17 protein-coding genes and 1 riboswitch are annotated in these 15463 nt (G+C 63.5%); of the genes, 4 read left to right on the forward strand and 13 right to left on the reverse strand.

The annotated features are described in order from the left end of the window. The first annotated feature begins 284 nt into the window (after window positions 1-284). Complete coding sequence (locus tag IVB48_RS18925; RefSeq protein ID WP_247401719.1) at window positions 285-722, forward strand: VOC family protein; 438 nt, start codon at window positions 285-287, stop codon at window positions 720-722. Window positions 723-809: 87 nt separating this feature from the next. Next, on the forward strand, window positions 810-1295 hold the full coding sequence (locus IVB48_RS18930; RefSeq protein WP_247401721.1) for a DUF4262 domain-containing protein: 486 nt from the start codon (window positions 810-812) through the stop codon (window positions 1293-1295). Here the strand turns inward: IVB48_RS18930 and IVB48_RS18935 are convergent. The 8 genes from IVB48_RS18935 to IVB48_RS18970 form a co-directional block, all read right to left on the reverse strand. Further along, window positions 1268-1807: a mismatch-specific DNA-glycosylase gene (locus tag IVB48_RS18935; protein ID WP_247403010.1), complete on the reverse strand. Its 540-nt coding sequence runs from the start codon at window positions 1805-1807 to the stop codon at window positions 1268-1270. The two genes, IVB48_RS18930 and IVB48_RS18935, sit on opposite strands and share 28 nt — an antisense overlap. Window positions 1808-1905: 98 nt before the next feature. Further along, entirely contained in the window at window positions 1906-2466 is a 561-nt protein-coding gene (locus IVB48_RS18940; RefSeq protein WP_247401730.1) for a hypothetical protein, read from the reverse strand. Between the two features lie 70 nt (window positions 2467-2536). Beyond that, window positions 2537-4435, reverse strand: coding sequence for a phosphomethylpyrimidine synthase ThiC (gene thiC, locus IVB48_RS18945; RefSeq protein WP_247401733.1), 1899 nt, complete (start codon window positions 4433-4435; stop codon window positions 2537-2539). 168 nt (window positions 4436-4603) lie between these two features. Next, complete coding sequence (locus IVB48_RS18950; protein WP_247401735.1) at window positions 4604-5230, reverse strand: thiamine phosphate synthase; 627 nt, start codon at window positions 5228-5230, stop codon at window positions 4604-4606. Then, window positions 5217-5999, reverse strand: coding sequence for a thiazole synthase (locus IVB48_RS18955; RefSeq protein WP_247401739.1), 783 nt, complete (start codon window positions 5997-5999; stop codon window positions 5217-5219). The genes IVB48_RS18950 and IVB48_RS18955 overlap by 14 nt, the downstream gene beginning before the upstream one ends. Before the next feature lie 151 nt (window positions 6000-6150). Next, window positions 6151-6348: a sulfur carrier protein ThiS gene (thiS, locus tag IVB48_RS18960; RefSeq protein ID WP_135175802.1), complete on the reverse strand. Its 198-nt coding sequence runs from the start codon at window positions 6346-6348 to the stop codon at window positions 6151-6153. Further along, complete coding sequence (locus tag IVB48_RS18965; protein WP_247401750.1) at window positions 6339-7364, reverse strand: FAD-dependent oxidoreductase; 1026 nt, start codon at window positions 7362-7364, stop codon at window positions 6339-6341. Before IVB48_RS18965 ends, thiS begins: the two co-directional genes overlap by 10 nt. Further along, a riboswitch (TPP riboswitch) is annotated at window positions 7352-7480 on the reverse strand. Its footprint overlaps the gene before it by 13 nt. A gap of 52 nt (window positions 7481-7532) precedes the next feature. After that, window positions 7533-8081 (reverse strand): lytic transglycosylase domain-containing protein, encoded by a 549-nt coding sequence (locus IVB48_RS18970; protein ID WP_247287941.1) that lies wholly within the window; start codon window positions 8079-8081, stop codon window positions 7533-7535. A gap of 245 nt (window positions 8082-8326) precedes the next feature. Here IVB48_RS18970 and IVB48_RS18975 point away from each other — a divergent pair, with 245 nt between their 5' ends. Continuing rightward, entirely contained in the window at window positions 8327-8557 is a 231-nt protein-coding gene (locus IVB48_RS18975) for a hypothetical protein (RefSeq protein WP_247401759.1), read from the forward strand. Window positions 8558-8841: 284 nt separating this feature from the next. After that, on the forward strand, window positions 8842-9387 hold the full coding sequence (locus tag IVB48_RS18980) for a PRC-barrel domain-containing protein (protein ID WP_027570651.1): 546 nt from the start codon (window positions 8842-8844) through the stop codon (window positions 9385-9387). 185 nt (window positions 9388-9572) lie between these two features. Here the strand turns inward: IVB48_RS18980 and IVB48_RS18985 are convergent, their stop codons facing one another. The 5 genes from IVB48_RS18985 to IVB48_RS19005 all read right to left on the reverse strand — a co-directional run bounded on the left by IVB48_RS18985 (window position 9573) and on the right by IVB48_RS19005 (window position 15337). Beyond that, complete coding sequence (locus tag IVB48_RS18985; RefSeq protein ID WP_027570652.1) at window positions 9573-10787, reverse strand: ABC transporter substrate-binding protein; 1215 nt, start codon at window positions 10785-10787, stop codon at window positions 9573-9575. A gap of 165 nt (window positions 10788-10952) precedes the next feature. Continuing rightward, window positions 10953-11783, reverse strand: coding sequence for an ABC transporter permease (locus IVB48_RS18990; RefSeq protein ID WP_018454162.1), 831 nt, complete (start codon window positions 11781-11783; stop codon window positions 10953-10955). Continuing rightward, window positions 11780-13042, reverse strand: a complete 1263-nt coding sequence (locus IVB48_RS18995) for an ABC transporter permease (protein ID WP_247401761.1) — start codon at window positions 13040-13042, stop codon at window positions 11780-11782. The genes IVB48_RS18990 and IVB48_RS18995 overlap by 4 nt, the downstream gene beginning before the upstream one ends. A gap of 33 nt (window positions 13043-13075) precedes the next feature. Beyond that, complete coding sequence (locus IVB48_RS19000) at window positions 13076-14125, reverse strand: ABC transporter substrate-binding protein (protein ID WP_027570655.1); 1050 nt, start codon at window positions 14123-14125, stop codon at window positions 13076-13078. A gap of 87 nt (window positions 14126-14212) precedes the next feature. Continuing rightward, window positions 14213-15337: an ABC transporter ATP-binding protein gene (locus IVB48_RS19005; protein ID WP_247401763.1), complete on the reverse strand. Its 1125-nt coding sequence runs from the start codon at window positions 15335-15337 to the stop codon at window positions 14213-14215. Window positions 15338-15463 lie beyond the last annotated feature (126 nt).

Raw genomic sequence — 15463 nt, forward strand, 5'->3', positions numbered from 1 at the left:
GGAGACGGTCTGGATTGTTTCGTCGCAAGGGCTCCTCGCAATGACGAGGTTTGTGGCAGCGCGCCCCTCACAGATCACGATGCCAGCGAGGTGTTCGGTTCAGCGCTTTGCGTCCAGAGGACGAACGACCGGCGCGGATTCCGACAGATTATCTCGTTTTTTGCTGCCGCGCTGTCGGGGTTGAAAAATTACACGTCCCATGTCGGAACGTCCCTCGCAGCCTCGTCCTTGGAACACCGGGCGCCCCGCCGCGCGTCCAGCCCGAGGCAAAAGGATACAAGTTCATGACCTCTATCACGCCGTTCCTCTGGTTCGACAACAACGTTCCGGAGGCCGTCGCCTTCTACAAATCGGTGTTTCCCAACGCCAAGGTCGAGACTGTCAGCGACTTCATGGCGGTGTTCGAGCTCGAAGGCCAGCGCTTCAACGCGCTCAACGGGGGGCCGCAATACAAGTTCAACGAGGCGGTGTCGTTCTTCATCAGCGTGGAGACGCAGGCGGAAGTCGATTATTTCTGGGACAGGCTCACCGCCAACGGCGGCGAGGAATCCCGCTGCGGCTGGCTCAAGGACAAGTTCGGGCTCTCCTGGCAGGTGATCCCATCAGCGCTCGGCCGCTACCTCGGCGACCCCGACCGCAGCAAGGCGAACCGCGTCATGCAGGCGATGATGGGGATGCGGAAGATCGTGATTGCGGATCTGGACAAGGCGTATGCGGGGTGAGGGGCTGAAGGATGTAGTTTGCAGACGCGAGGTGGTGGGTTACGCTGCGCTCACCCACCCCGCGAACCCCAGGTCCGAGACCTGCCCATGCTGGATAGTTTCGTATGGCCCGAGCCGGACGGGGCTCCCGACGAGATACTGTTCCGCAACGTTCGGGAACACGGCTGCCATCTGATGGGCATCGCCGCTGCGGCGCAGACCCCGGCTTATGTTTTCTCGATTGGCCTCTACCTCAACTACGCGCACGCCGAACTGGTCTTGTTCGGGCTCGACCCCAAAGACGCTTGCGCCGTCATCAACGCCGTTCGCGACCGAGCCGCAGCGGGACGGCGCTACGTCGCGGGCGACGTCTGCGACGACCTTCCGCTCGAGCGTAAGGTCTGCTTCGTCGAGGTGCCGCTCAGGGCCTATGAAGCCTATCTCGGCACGGCGATCTGGTTCTATGCAAGATTGCTGCGGCCGTTTCCCTGCCTTCAGATCGTATGGCCGGATCGCGAGGGACGGTTTCCTTGGGAAGCGGGGTACGATGTGAGTCTCAAAACGTATCAACCGGTGTTGAGATCGTTTTCCTGAAGCTTGCCAATCCACTCGGCCAAATCGTGCCACGGCTCCAATGTCCAATGCCCGGACGCCGCGCCCGACGGCGACGGCAGCACGAACACCTCAGGCAAAATCTCATCGCGGTTCTGCCGCCCCAGCGCAATCACGCTCGACGGCCTGCCATAAAACAAGCTCGCGGCCTTCTTGCTCGTGAACGCAATCGTCCTCGGGCGATACTTCTCGATCTTGGCCTTAAATCCCGGCACGTCGATCGTCTCAGCCGCGATCTGGTGATCCATCCCGGCGCCCGACTTGGACAGATCGGTGAAGCCGATCCCGAGTTCGAGCAGGCTTGCGAACTCGCCCGGCTGATAGCGCCACGGCGTGATCCCGGCCTCATGAATCGCGCGCCAGAAGCGGTTGCCGGGATGGGCGTAGTAGTGTCCGAGCTCGGCCGAGCGCGTGCTGGCGGCGGTGCCGACGAAGACGAGGCGGAGATTGGGGCGGAGTTGATCCGGGAGGCGGTGGGGGAATGTATCGGGCACGTCAATTATCCGCGGCTGTAGCCCGCATGAGCGGAGCGATATGCGGGATGGCAAAGACCCGGATGTCGCTGCGCTCATCCGGGCTACGCTTGCTGGCGTTAGTCCGATTTGCGCGTCACACGCAACGCCCGAGCCGATTCTAGTTCATAAATTCCGGTGGTGCAGTGTCCTGTCAAAAGATCGAGGCTGAATGGTATCCAAGAGTCTCCAATGGGAGACCATGCCTCGCCGGTGAGCATGGTTTCTTGAACATTTATCTTGCGGAAGCCATCCCACGAAATCTGCGGACTATTCCATCGCAAATTATCTGACCGAACTGCGCTGAAATCGACCGACCCTTGGAAAACGACTAATCCAAGCGCCGGTACGGCAATTGCACGCGCAGTGTCACTTGCAATGCGATCTCGAATGGCGTGGTGTTCCGGATCGATAATGCAAGTATCGCCGCGAGCGACAACGATCACGTCTCTTCCGTTGGGATGATCGAGCACAGTGGTGTAATCGAAGATGCCTCCCACGAAATTGCCGATCCATGGATCGGAATCGTTGGGATAGAAGCGGACTACCAAACCTTCCCGAAATTCGCGCTCACCGCGCCCGGTTAAAGAGATGGCCGGAGGTCCGTACGGTGGTAGTCCTGGTAGTATTTCAAACCGCATGGGCTGTTCGTATTGCGTTTCCAACTTTGGGGGCGACGACCGTCGCCCCCAGAATTCGCACGGGCGCCCCTCACAAAACCCGATTACTCTCCTTCACCTTCTCCGCATCCAGATAAACGCTTGAGCCCATCTCCTTGAACTTCGCGCTCATCTTGGCCATGCCGTCCTCGGCCGTCCCGCTCATCGACATCCCGACGCCGTTCGGATCGTTCAGCGTCGCCGCGTAGTCCCGCACGTCCTGCGTGATCTTCATCGAGCAGAATTTCGGGCCGCACATCGAGCAGAAATGCGCGACCTTGTGGGCTTCCTTCGGCAGGGTCTCGTCGTGGAAGTTCTTGGCGGTCTCGGGGTCGAGGCCGAGGTTGAACTGGTCGCTCCAGCGGAAGTCGAAACGAGCACGTGATAGCGCGTCGTCGCGCAGCTGGGCGGCCGGGTGGCCCTTGGCGAGATCGCTCGCATGCGCGGCGATCTTGTAGGTGATGACGCCGACCTTGACGTCGTTGCGGTCGGGTAGCCCAAGATGCTCCTTTGGCGTGACGTAGCAGAGCATGGCGCAGCCGAACCAGCCGATCATGGCCGCGCCGATGCCTGAGGTGATGTGGTCGTAGCCCGGCGCGATGTCGGTGGTCAGGGGCCCGAGGGTGTAGAACGGCGCTTCGCCGCACTCCTTGAGCTGCTTGTCCATGTTGATCTTGATCTTGTGCATCGGCACGTGGCCGGGGCCTTCGATCATGACCTGGCAGCCCTTGTCCCACGCGATCTTCGTGAGTTCTCCGAGCGTCTCCAGTTCGGCGAACTGCGCGCGGTCGTTGGCGTCGGCGATCGAGCCCGGACGCAGGCCGTCGCCGAGCGAGAACGAGACGTCATACTTGCGCATGAGGTCGCAGATCTCGTCGAAATGGGTGTAGAGGAAGCTTTCCTTGTGATGCGCCAGGCACCACTTCGCCATAATGGAACCACCACGAGAAACAATGCCGGTGACGCGGCTGGCGGTGAGGTGGATGTATTGCAGGCGCACGCCGGCGTGGATGGTGAAATAGTCGACGCCCTGCTCGCACTGCTCGATCAGCGTGTCCTTGTAGAGCTCCCAGGTCAGCTTGACCGGATCGCCGTCGCACTTCTCCAGCGCCTGGTAGATCGGAACGGTGCCGATCGGCACCGGCGCGTTGCGCAAAATCCACTCGCGGGTGGTGTGGATGTTGCGGCCCGTGGAGAGGTCCATCACGGTGTCGGCGCCCCAGCGGATCGCCCACACCATCTTCTCGACCTCTTCCTCGACCGACGACGTCACTGCCGAATTGCCGATATTGGCGTTGATCTTGGTCAGGAAGTTGCGGCCGATGATCATCGGCTCGAGTTCGCTGTGATTGATGTTGCAGGGGATGATGGCGCGGCCGCGCGCGATCTCGGAGCGGACGAACTCCGGGGTGATGAAGGCGGGGACTTCCGCGCCAAAGCTTTCGCCGTCGGCAAGGGCTGCTTCCGCACGCTCGAGCTGCTCCTTGCGGCCGAGGTTTTCGCGCGCGGCGACGTAGATCATCTCCTTGGTGATGATGCCGGCGCGGGCGAATTCGAGCTGCGTGATCTTGTGGCCGTCGAGGCCGCGCAGCGGCTGGTGATAGGCCGAGAAGGCGCGCGCGGCCTTGTCGGTGGAGACGCTGCCATTGTCCTCCGGCTTGATCTGCCGGCCCTGATATTCCTCGACGCCGCCGCGCTCCAGCACCCAGGCCTTGCGGCCGCGCGCGAGACCGGCGTTGACGTCGATGGTCACGCTCGGGTCGGTGTAGGGGCCGGAGGTGTCGTAGACCGGCAGGTTCGGCTCGCCGGCGCCCTCGGACAGGATGATCTCGCGCAGGGGCACGCGCAGGTCGGGCGCGGCATCGGGCGAGGCGAAGATTTTTCGCGACGAGGGCAGCGGGCCGGTGGTGACGGCGGGGACGGTCTTGTCGGGATTGGAGCGGATGTTCATGGGATCCTCCGGTTTAATTCGTATGTGTTTGCGTCTGGGCGACGGATGTGAATTCTTGCTCCGTCATTGCGAGCGCAGCGAAGCAATCCAGAATCTCTCTGCAGAGACAGTCTGGATTGCTTCGTCGCAAGTGCTCCTCGCAATGACGGTGTGGAGAGAGGGCGCGCATCACGCCGCCTCCTTGCCTAGGCCGAGCCATTGCCGCACCCGCGCATCCGGGTCGGCATTCTGGGTGACGTCGGAAACGACGGCGATGGAATCTGCGCCGGCGGCAAAGATCTCCGCGGCGTGCTCGAACTTGATGCCGCCGATCGCGACCAGCGGGATATTGCCGATGCGCTTTTTCCATTCCGTGATCTTCGGAATGCCCTGCGGCTCGAAGCGCATCGACTTCAAGGTGGTGAAGAAGATCGGGCCCAGCGCGACATAGTCGGGCTCGGCGGCGAGCGCCGTTTCAAGCTCGTCCTCGTCATGGGTGGAGACGCCGAGCGACAGGCCGGCCTCGCGGATGGAGTTGAGGTCCGCGTCGGCAAGGTCCTCCTGGCCGAGATGCAGGTACTTTGCACCCGCGACAATCGCCGCGCGCCAATAATCGTTGACGACGAGTTTTGCTTGCGTGCCCGCGGTGATCGCGAGCGCATCGGTGACCATCTGGAGCGACTGCGAATCGTCGAGGTCTTTCGCACGCAGCTGGATGGTGCCGACGCCGAGTTTCGTCAGGCGCTCGACCCAGGCGAGGCTGTCGACGACGGGATAAAAGCGATCAGGATACGCGTTGCGATCAGGATACGGCATGCCAGAACGGGGTCCCAACAACAGGGGTGGAAGGGGAGGCGAAATCGCGGGCGTTCATCAGCCCGGCCTCAAAAGCGGTGCGGCCGGCATCGATCCCGAGGCGGAAGGCGTTGGCCATGGCGACCGGATCGGCGGCTTTGGCGATGGCGGTGTTGAGCAGCACGGCGTCGTAGCCAAGCTCGAGCGCTTCGGCCGCATGCGACGGCGCGCCGATGCCGGCGTCGACCACCAGCGTGATATCGGGCAGCCGCTCGCGCATCAGCTTGAGCGCGTCACGGTTGGTGATGCCTTTTGCGCTGCCGATCGGCGCGGCCCACGGCATCACCACCTTGCAGCCGGCATCGACCAGGCGGTTCGCAACCGAGAGATCCTCGGTGCAATAGGGGAACACCTCAAAGCCGTCCTTGATCAGGAGGCTTGCTGCCTCGACCAGGCCGACGACGTCGGGCTGCAGCGTGTCGTTGTCGGCGATGACTTCGAGCTTGATCCAGCTCGTGCCAAACAATTCGCGTGCGAGCTTGGCCGTCGTCACCGCCTCGCGCACGCTGCGGCAGCCGGCGGTGTTCGGCAGCACGGTGACGTCGAGCTCGCGGATCAGATTCCAGAACGCATCGCCGGTCTTGCCGCCGGCGGATTCGCGCCGCAGCGACACCGTGACGATGTTCGAGCCGGAGGCGCGGATCGCCGACTGCATGATCGCAGGCGAGGGATAGAGCGCGCTGCCGATCAGGAGGCGGGAGGGGAAGGTCTTGCCGTAGAAGGTCACCATGTCGGTGTCTCCTCGATTGACGCAGTCATCCCCGCGAAGGCGGGGATCCAGTACGCCGCGGCCGTGCGGCTGGAGCCGAGACGCCGCGGCGTACTGGATCGCCCGGTCAAGCCGGGCGATGACGGCGGAGTGTTTGGCGAGCGCACCATCTTCACCCTCCCTGCCGCGGCGTGATGATCTCGATCTCGTCGCCGGCCTTCAGCGCCGTCTCGGCCCAGCGGCTCTTCGGCACGACGTCGTAGTTGAGCGCGATCGCGAAATGGGTGCCTTCGTAGTCGAGCTCGCTGAGCAGCGCGTCGACGCTGGCCGAATTCACCTCGCGTTGCTCGCCGTTCACGATCACGCGCATTGCATCACCTCATTGTCGATCTGGCCGCGCTCGACAAAGCTCAGCGTCAGCTCGGCCAGAACAGGCGCGATCAGGAAGCCGTGGCGGTAGAGGCCGTTCACGCTGATCGTGCCGTCACGGATGCCGATGCGCGGCAGATTGTCGGGAAAGGCGGGGCGCAGGCCGGAGCCGAATTCGACGATACGGGCCTCGCCGAAGGCGGGATGAACGGCATAGGCCGCGCCCAACAGCTCCAGTGCCGAGCGCACGCTGACGCCGGTGTCCTCGGCCTCGATCGAGGTCGCGCCCAACATGAACAGATTGTCCTCGCGCGGGATCACATAGAGCGGCCAGCGCGGATGGATCAGCCGCACCGGGCGCGCGAGCTGCACCTCGGCGGTCTCGATCAGGATCATCTCGCCCTTGACGCCGCGAAGCTCCGGCTGCTCGTCGCGCGCAGAAAGGCCGCGGCAGTCGATCACGATGCCTTCAGGATCAAGTTTTGCGAGTTCGGCCGCGGCGACATCACTTTCGAATTTGATGGTGCCGCCGGCGGCGCGGATGCGCTCGTGCAGTTTCGGCAGCACGCGGCGCGGCTCGACATGACCCTCGGTCGGAAAGAACAGCGCGTCGCGGAAGCGGCCTTCGAGCGACGGCTCGAGCTCGGCAAGGCCGGCGGCATCGAGCCGGCGATGGCCTTCGGTCATCCGGGCGAAACGCTCGAAGTCGCTGCGCTCGCGCGGGTGGGCGACGACCAGCGAGCCGTTGAAAGGCGTGTCGGGCAGCTCGCGCCGCCAGATGTCGAGCGAGCGCAGGCCGAGGCGGCTGATGACGGGTTCGGAGACTTCCGCCTCGCAATAGGGCGCGAGCATGCCGCCAGCCCAATGGCTGGTGGCATCGGTCATGTCGGCGTCACCGCGCTCGTGCAGGGTGACGGCGTGGCCGGCCTGCGCGAACAGCAAGGCCTGCCAGGCGCCCGCAATGCCTGCGCCGATGATGGATACCGGGGAATCCGGTCGCTTGGTCGTCTGCAACATCCCTGTCCCTTCGCCGGCATGACCCGGATCAGGTTCAAAGGGTCACCGCGGTCCTGGGCGGATTTGCCCATTTAGCGGTATCTCAGCTCCTCCTCGGAGCACCCCTCGGAACGGCTCTAATGTATGCCAGCAGGGCTGGGTGGTCAACGCGCTTGGTGCGAACCGCGCTTACCTGGGCGCCTGCGCCCGGGCGTTGCGGACGCGCTGGGCGAGCTTGCGGTGCGGGACGCTGCCGAACATCGGCTGCGGATTGCCGTTTGGCTCGAGCCAAGGGGCGCCCATATTGGCCTCGCCCATGTTGGCGACCTGGACGGCCTCCTGCCGCTGCCGCTTTGCGGCGTAGTAATAGCCGCCGGCGAAATAACGAACGGCGCGGGCGTGATCGCCATTGGCGGCGTGATAGGCGCCGGCGAGATATTTCACGGCATAGGTGAGATTGGTGTTGGGATCGCGCAGGCCGGCGGCGTCGCCGGTGTAACCGACCCCGCGGGCGGTCGCGAGCTTGATCTGCATCAGTCCGATGGTGCCGCCATGGCCGACGAGGCCGGGCTGGTAGCGGCTTTCGCGCATGATGACGCGATGCACCAGCGCCTCCGGCACACCGTTGGCGCGCGCATGGGCCGCGACCATCTCGGCGTACTCCGCCTGGCCCGCGAATGCGGCCTGCGGCAACGTCAGTCCGGCCGCGAGCAGCGCGGCGACATGTAAAATTTTCATCAGATTTCCCGGAGGTCCCTGAGACTGATTGAAGGCCTGCGCCCGGCTGCCGTTTAGGCCTCCCGAACGCGGCGATGATGTGACCAAACGCCGCCGCTAATTTTCTCGCGGCGTCGAGCCGCAGTGACGACTCAATGCTGGCGCCAGAGTTCCCTCAGGCGGACAAACTCGCGACAGGAGGCCTGTCTATTCGCATGGGCGGACGAAAGCGAGTATGTCACGGCCAGCGAATCGGGAGAGGTGCCATGACAAAATCAACCATGGTCAAAGCCCACGGTGGCGACATGTCAGAACACGATTTGCCCAGAAACAACCCGTGTGCCCAATGCGGCACGCTGATCCCCACGCCCGACTGGATCGAGCCGGGCGAAGGGCGCGTCTCCTATCTCTGGACATGCCACGCCTGCAATTATCGCTTCGAGGCGATTGCGATCTTCGACGAGGCCGCCCTCGAGCACCCGCCGCTCGCTGCCTGAGTTTAGGCCGCAAGCCGCGGCTGCTGCCATGCCTGCAATTGCATCCTCACGATCAGCCCACGCGGCTCTCGGCCGTGCAGCGACAGCTCGCCGCCATATGCGATCGCGCGCGCCGCGTCATCGTCTAGGAATCGTGCGCTGCAAAATGTTCCTGAGTGACTTAGGAACAATCGCACGCGGCTTTGATACTCGCGCAGCACGCGACGAAATTGCAGCACGCGCGGAACTGGGACTGATCCGAGCTGTTTTCTCCGCACGAGTTTTCTGCTGAAGGAGAGGACAATATGTTGATGAAATCGATCGCGGCCGGTCTCGCCGGTACCGCACTGCTCGCAACCGTTGCGTTCGCGCAAAATCCGACCGCCACCACCGACAAGGCGCCGGCTGCCGCCGCCTCGACGACCACCACGACCGCGTCGGGACAGTGGCGTACGTCCAAGATGGACGGCATCAAGGTCTATAACGACGCCAACGAGAACATCGGCTCGATCAACGATCTGCTGATGGACAAGAGCGGCAACATCAAGATCGCCGTGATCGGCGTCGGCGGCTTCCTCGGCCTGGGCGAGCATCTGGTCGCCGTGCCCTATGAGAAGCTGAAGTTCGTCAACGAGGCGGTCGCCTACACCGGCGCTGCCGGGAACAACCCGAACAGCGCAGCCAACCGGCCCGCGGCGACCACCACGACGGGTGCCGCGACCGGCACCGACAACAAGCCCGCGACGACAACGACCGCCACGTCCTCGTCGAAATGGTATCCGGACCACGCCGTGTTCAATGCGAGCAAGGATGAGCTGAAGAACATGCCCGAGTTCAAGTACTCGGAGTAACGCGGCTCTGAACGGCTAAACGAAGCGCGCCCGGTTTTTGCCGGGCGCGCTGTCGCGTGTTTTTTCGCCTCCGGTCATTGCGAGGAGCTGTCATTGCGAGGAGCTCTTGCGACGAAGCAATCCAGGCTGCCACCGCGGAAGCATTTCTGGATTGCTTCGCTTCGCTCGCAATGACGGAGAATACCCTAGTTTCCCTTCACCAGCGGGCAGCCGCCCTTGTCCAGCGGACGGAAGGCTTCGTCGCCGGGCACGGTGGCGATCAGCTTGTAGAGGTCCCACTCGCCCTTGGAGTCCTCGGGCTTCTTGACCTCGAACAGATACATGTCGTGGACCATGCGGCCGTCGATGCGGATCTTGCCGTTCTTGGCGAAGAAGTCGTTGACCGGCGTTTTGCGCATCTGCTCCATCACCTTCGGTGCCTCGTCGGTCTTGATGGCGTCGATCGCCTTCAAATAATGCATGGTCGCCGAATAGAGCCCCGCCTGGATCATGGTCGGCATGTGGCCGACCTTCTCGTTGAAACGCTTGGAGAACGCGCGCGTCTCCTCGTTGGTGTCCCAGTAGAACGCGTCGGTGATGATCAGGCCTTGCGTCGACTTGATGCCGAGCGAATGAACGTCGGTGATCTCCATAAGCAAGGCGATCATCTTCTGGCCGCCCTGTACCAGGCCGAACTCGGCCGCCTGTTTCAGCGCATTGGTGGTGTCGCCGCCGGCATTGGCCAGCGCGACCACCTTGGCCTTGGAAGCCTGGGCCTGGAGCAGGAACGAGGAGAAGTCCGACGAGTTGAGCGGATGGCGGACCTCGCCGAGCACCTTGCCGCCGCTCTCCTTGACGACGTTGGCGGCGTCGCGCTGCAGCGCCATGCCGAAGGCGTAGTCGGCGGTGACGAAGAACCAGGTGTCCTCGCCGCGCTTGACCATGGCCTTGCCGGCGACGTTCGACAGCGCATAGGTGTCGTAGGTCCAGTGCACCGTGTTGGGCGAGCAGGCGACGCCCGTGATATCGGATGAGCCGCCGCCGGAATTGATGTGGATCTTGTTCTTCTCGCGCGTCAGCGCCGAGATCGGCAGCGCCACCGACGAGGTCGGCACGTCGAAGATCGCGTCGACCTTGTCGTTGTCGTACCAGTTGCGGGCGATGTTGACGCCGACGTCGGGCTTGTTCTGGTGATCGGCGGAGACCACTGCGACAGGCTTGCCCGCGACCTTGGCGCCGTAATCGGCGACCGCCATCTCGACGGCAGCGAGCGAGCCTTTCCCGGTCGCGTCCGCATAGAGGCTCGACATATCCGTGAGCACGCCGATTTTGACGACGTCGTCGGAAATCTGCGCCTGGGCCGTGCCTGACGTGGCGGCGAGAGCGAGACCGGCCGCGATCGCGGCGATGAGTTTTTGCATTTTGTTTTTCTCCCTCAGCGTTGTTGTTTGGGCTTTGTTGCGGGAGCCGTTCTAACGACAATCGGTCGCGGGAGCAAAGCCCGGAATGCGCGAGGAGGGTTGAGAAATAAGCAGGGCGCTGCGGTGTTTTTGCCCTCTCCCCGCAAGCAGGGAGGAGGAGAAGTCTCACGCGCTGCTGCCCTTGAGCCGTTCGTTGCGTCGGCGCAAGCCTTCCAGGGTGGCGAGCAGGATGACCGAGACCGTCGTCAGGATCACCGCCGCGGCCGTGATGGTCGGGCTGATGTTCTCGCGGATGCCGCTGAACATCTCGCGCGGCAGGGTCCGCTGTTCCGGACCTGCCATGAACAGCACGATCACCACCTCATCGAAGCTGGTCGCGAAGGCGAACAGCGCGCCCGATGCCACGCCGGGCAGGATCAGCGGCAGGATCACGCGGCGGAACGCGTCGAGCGGCGAGGCACCGAGCGAGGCGGCGGCGCGCGCCAGATTGGTGTCGAAGCTCTGCAGCGTCGCGCCGACCGTGATCACGACGAAGGGCGTCGCCAGCGCGGTGTGGGCCAGGATCAAGCCGAGATAGCTGCCGGTCAGTCCGATCGGCGCGAAGAAGAAATACAGGCCAACCGCGGTGATGACCCCGGGCACGACGACCGGCGACAGCACGAAGGCCAGCACGAGCGGCTTGAACCGGCTCTTCCACTGCGCCAGCCCCAGCGCCGCCAGCGTGCCAAGCACCATCGACAGCAGGGTCGAGGCCACACCGATGATCATGCTGTTCTTCAGCGAATTCATCCAGCGCGGCGAATTGATGAAGTCGTCATACCAGCGCAGGGAGAGGCCCGGCAGCGGATAGGTGAGGTACGAGCCCGAGCTGAAGGACAGCGGCATGATCGCAAGGATCGGCGCGATCAGGAAGATGAACACCAGCGTGGAGATCACGATGGTCGCGGTCCACGCGATACGCTGGCTCGGCGTGCGGATGGAGGAATTGTCGCTCAATTCTTCATCCCTCCCGTGACCTGCTGTCCCTGCACCAGCTTTCCATAGGCGAGCGCAAGCAGAATAGTGGCGAGCAGCAGCACCGCACCCAGTGCCGAAGCAAGTCCCCAATTGGCCGTCTCGGTGGTGTAGAGTGCGATGAAGTAGCTGATCATCTGATCGGCGGCGCCCCCGACGAGTGCCGGCGTGATGTAATAGCCGAGCGCCAGGATGAAGACGAGCAGGCTTCCCGCGCCGATGCCGGGCAGCGTCTGAGGCAGGTAGATCCGCAGGAAGGCGGTGAGGGGTGGCGCACCGAGCGAGGCGGCGGCACGCATGTAAGCAGGCGAGATCGCCTTCATGCTGCTGTACAGCGGTAGGATCATGAACGGCAGGAGGACGTGGGTCATGGCCACGCAGACACCGAAGCGGTTGTAGATCAGGCGCAACGGCGCGTCGATGATGCCAAGCCAGAGCAGGCTGTCGTTCACCACGCCTTTGCCCTGCAGCAGAACGATCCAGGCGCAGGTGCGGACCAGCAGCGACGTCCAGAACGGCAGCAGGACGAAGATCATCAGCAGGTTCGACCGGCCGGGCGGCAGCGCCGCCAGCAGGTAGGCGACCGGGAAGCCGAGGATCAGGCAAAGTGCCGTGACACTGAGGCTGATGAGGAAGGTGCGGACGAAAACGTCGCGGTAGATGGCCTGATCCGTCGGTGCTGCGATAATCGCGCCGTCCGCGTTCCGCGTCAGATCGAGCGCCGACAAAAGGTAGAAGCCGGTCACGGGGCCACTGGCATCCTTGATCGTGGTCCAGGTGGCGCGTTCGCGCCAGGCCGGATTGATCTTGCCCAGCGTCTCCCTGGCCGTGCCGGGCTCGGGCGCAGTCTTCAGGTTGCGTGCGGTGGTGGTCAGGATCGTGCGGAAGCCGTTCAGTGCGTAATTGAGCCGCTTGGCCGCAATCGCAATGGTGCCGGAAGCGCGCCCCGCCATGATGTCGCCCGCCAGCGCCGCGTAGGCCTTTTCGTCCGGCAGATCCCTGCCGTCCCAACTGGCGAGAGCCGCGATGGTCTGAGGCAGAACCAGACGCACCTCCCGGTCATCGACGGCGCGCCACAGCATGCCGGCGATGGGCCCAGCGAAGGTGAAGAGCAGGAAGACGAGAAGCGGCAGCACCAGCGCCAATGCCTTGACCTGGCGTGCGCGCTCCGCCCGCCGCAATCGGCGCTTGAGCGGCACCTCGGTCGACGCATCGGCGCCGGTCAAGAGCGCATCCGTCATTCGTGTTACCTTCGGTCGAGCCCTGCGGGCGCGCTATTTCGCGGCCCATTTGTTGAAGCGCTCGGTCAGGCGGTCGATGTTCTCGAGCCAGAAGGCAACGTTGATCTCGACCGCATTCTTGATGTTGTCAGGCGCTGTCGGCAGGTCCTTCAGAACGGCAGGCGCGAGCAGGGCGGCTGCGTCCTTGTTCGACGTGCCATAGGCAATGTTCTCCGACAGTTTCGATTGGTTCTCCGCTTTGCCGACGAAGTCCAGGAACTTGTAGGCCGCGTCCTTGTTCGGGCTGCCTTTCAGGATCACCCAGGTGTCAATGGTGAAGAGCGCTCCGTCCCAGACCATGCCGAAATTCTTCTTCTCGTTCTTGTTCGCGGTGTCGATGCGGCCATTGTAGACCGAGGTCATCGCCACCTCGCCGGAGGCGAGCAATTGCGGCGGCTGGGCGCCGGCCTTCCACCAGACGATGTCGCCCTTGATGGTGTCCAGCTTCTTGAACGCGCGCTCGATGCCCTCGTCGGTCGCCAGCACCTTGTAGACGTCCTTTGGCGCGACGCCGTCGGCCATGAGGGCGATCTCCAGCGTGGTCTTCGGGCCCTGACGCAAGGCGCGCTTGCCCGGGATCTTCTTGGTGTCGAAGAAGTCGGCCCAGCCCTTCGGGGCCTCCTTGAGCTTGTCCTTGTCGTAGCCGAGAACGAAATCGTAGAGGATGGCGCCGACGCCGCAAGCGTTGACTGACGGCGGGATATAGGCGGTCTCGCCGCCGATCTTCGAATAGTCGAGCTTTTCGAACAGGCCTTCCTCGCAGCCAACCGCCAATTCGTCGCTCTCGACCTGGACGACGTCCCAGGTGGCGGCGCCACCCTGCACCTTGGCGCGCAACACGCCGACGCCGCCGTCCCAGGATTCGTCGTTCATGGGCACACCGGCCGCTTTCTTGAACGGCTCGAAATAGACCTTCTTCTGGGCATCCTGATACGCGCCGCCCCACGACACGACGGTGAGGTCACGCGCCTGCGCGACCGTGGCCAGCGCCGCGCTGGCGGTGAGTGCCGCGGCGAACCCCAGGACAATCTTGCGCTTCAGCATGGTCTTTGTTCCTTCTTCTTCACATGACTTGCGTTGAGCTTGGTCGGTGCAGGCCCGCCCGCGTTGGCGAGATGCTGCATGTTTGGATCAGACGGGATCGAGGGCCAGGCAGTCCTCCGGGCGGAAGGTGATGAATACGTCATCGCCGGGTGTAAGGCTGCCAGCTCTCAGGCTGCCATGCGTCCCCGGCTGAAGCTTGACCATGAACTCCTTGTTGTCGGCGACGTCGAGCACGGCCAGCACGTGGTCGCCCAGATAGATGGTGTTCTGCACCTTGGCTGGCAGTCGGTTGGGTTCGTCGCTGGAGGTGCCATCCGGGATAATGGCGATCCGCTCCGGCCGCACCGACAGCGAGGTCGATGCGCCCGTGCCCGATACGTTGACTGCGCGTGCGGTCACGGCGCCGCCGCCCGCCAGCGCAACGCGGCAATATTGTTTCTCGACCGTCTCGACGGTGCCGGAAAGCACGTTGTTCTCGCCGATGAAATGGGCGACGAAGCTGTTCACCGGATGCTCATACAGCGCGTCGGGCCTGTCGATCTGCTGCACGATGCCGTCGTTGAACACGGCGATGCGGTCCGACATCGTGAGCGCTTCACTTTGATCGTGGGTGACGTAGACGACGGTGATGCCCATCGTCTCGTGCAGTTGCTTGATCTCCAGTTGCATCTGCTCGCGCAGGCGCTTGTCCAGGGCGCCCAGCGGCTCGTCCATCAGCACGAGTTGCGGATTGAAAACCAGCGCGCGGGCCAGCGCCACGCGCTGCTGCTGGCCGCCGGACAGCTGCCCGGGCCGCCGCTGCGCCAGGGTTTCCATCTTGATCATGCGCAACGCCGCTCTCACGCGCTCCTGCGCTTCGGCCTTGTTCGTGTTGCGGACGGATAGCGGGAAGGCGATATTCTCCGCAATCGTCAGGTGCGGAAACAAGGCATAGTTCTGGAACACCATGCCGATGTCGCGCTTGTGTGGCGGCACGTTCTTGATCGGCCGGTCCGCGAGGTAGATCTCGCCCTGGGTCGGAACCTCGAAGCCGGCCAGCATCATCAGCGTGGTCGTCTTGCCCGATCCGGACGGGCCGAGCAGGGTGACGAACTCGCCCTTCCTGATGTCGAGATCGAGGTTCTTCACCACGAGGTGCTCGCCATCGTAGGTCTTTTGAATGCCGGAAAAGCGCACCAGTGCCGGCGCAGGGGGGACCGTGCCGGCTTCCATGTTGTCCTCGCGTTATCAGCTACGATGCTGTCAGGACCTCGTCTGAGGTTGTGAAGAGCAGCTTAGCATCCTCCGACCAGAATGCCAGCGGCGCAAGCGACGACGCGAACGGATCCGTTGAGGAAA

The organism is Bradyrhizobium sp. 76 (assembly GCF_023073025.1).
In the GTDB taxonomy this organism is placed as follows: Bacteria; Pseudomonadota; Alphaproteobacteria; order Rhizobiales; family Xanthobacteraceae; genus Bradyrhizobium.